The sequence below is a fragment of the Brachybacterium sp. p3-SID1565 genome, from assembly GCF_025143785.1.
Classification (GTDB): Bacteria; Actinomycetota; Actinomycetes; order Actinomycetales; family Dermabacteraceae; genus Brachybacterium; species Brachybacterium epidermidis.
The window spans coordinates 1-443 of sequence record NZ_JAMBDS010000101.1 but is presented as its reverse complement, the minus strand read 5'-3'; the positions used below and the strand labels follow the sequence as shown (position 1 = coordinate 443).

General features: G+C 60.9%; 1 protein-coding gene. It reads left to right on the top strand.

The features are described 5' to 3' along the window. The coding region (locus M4D54_RS13775) for a glycosyltransferase (RefSeq protein ID WP_259892117.1) at positions 1–443 on the top strand (443 nt) is incomplete at both ends.

The following is a 443-nucleotide window of genomic DNA, read 5'->3' as shown; positions in this document are numbered from 1 at the left end:
GCACGAGGGCGTGAATATCGCTTTGCCGGCGTCGTTCCAGCATCGGAAGAATCAGTTGGATGCGGTGCGTGCGCTGTCGTTGATCGATGACGAGTCGGTGACGTTGACCCTGTGGGGGAACATCAGTTCTCTCCACCCGTACTACCTTGCCGTCCGGGAGCTGGTGGAGTCGTTGGGGCTTCAGGATCGGGTGCGGATGCCGGGGTTCGGCACGGAGCAGGACGTGTATGGGTCTGCGGATATCGTGTTGATGACGTCGTTGTCTGAGGGGTTCGCCTACCCGCTTTTGGAGGCGATGTATCACTCGCGTCCCACCGTGTCGTATGACTTCGATTTCGGTCCGGCGGAGGCGATCGAGGATGGTGATAGTGGTTTCCTTGTTCCGATCGGGGATGTGGAGCTGCTGGCTGCGCGGCTGCAGGAGCTCGCCCAGGATGCGGGAC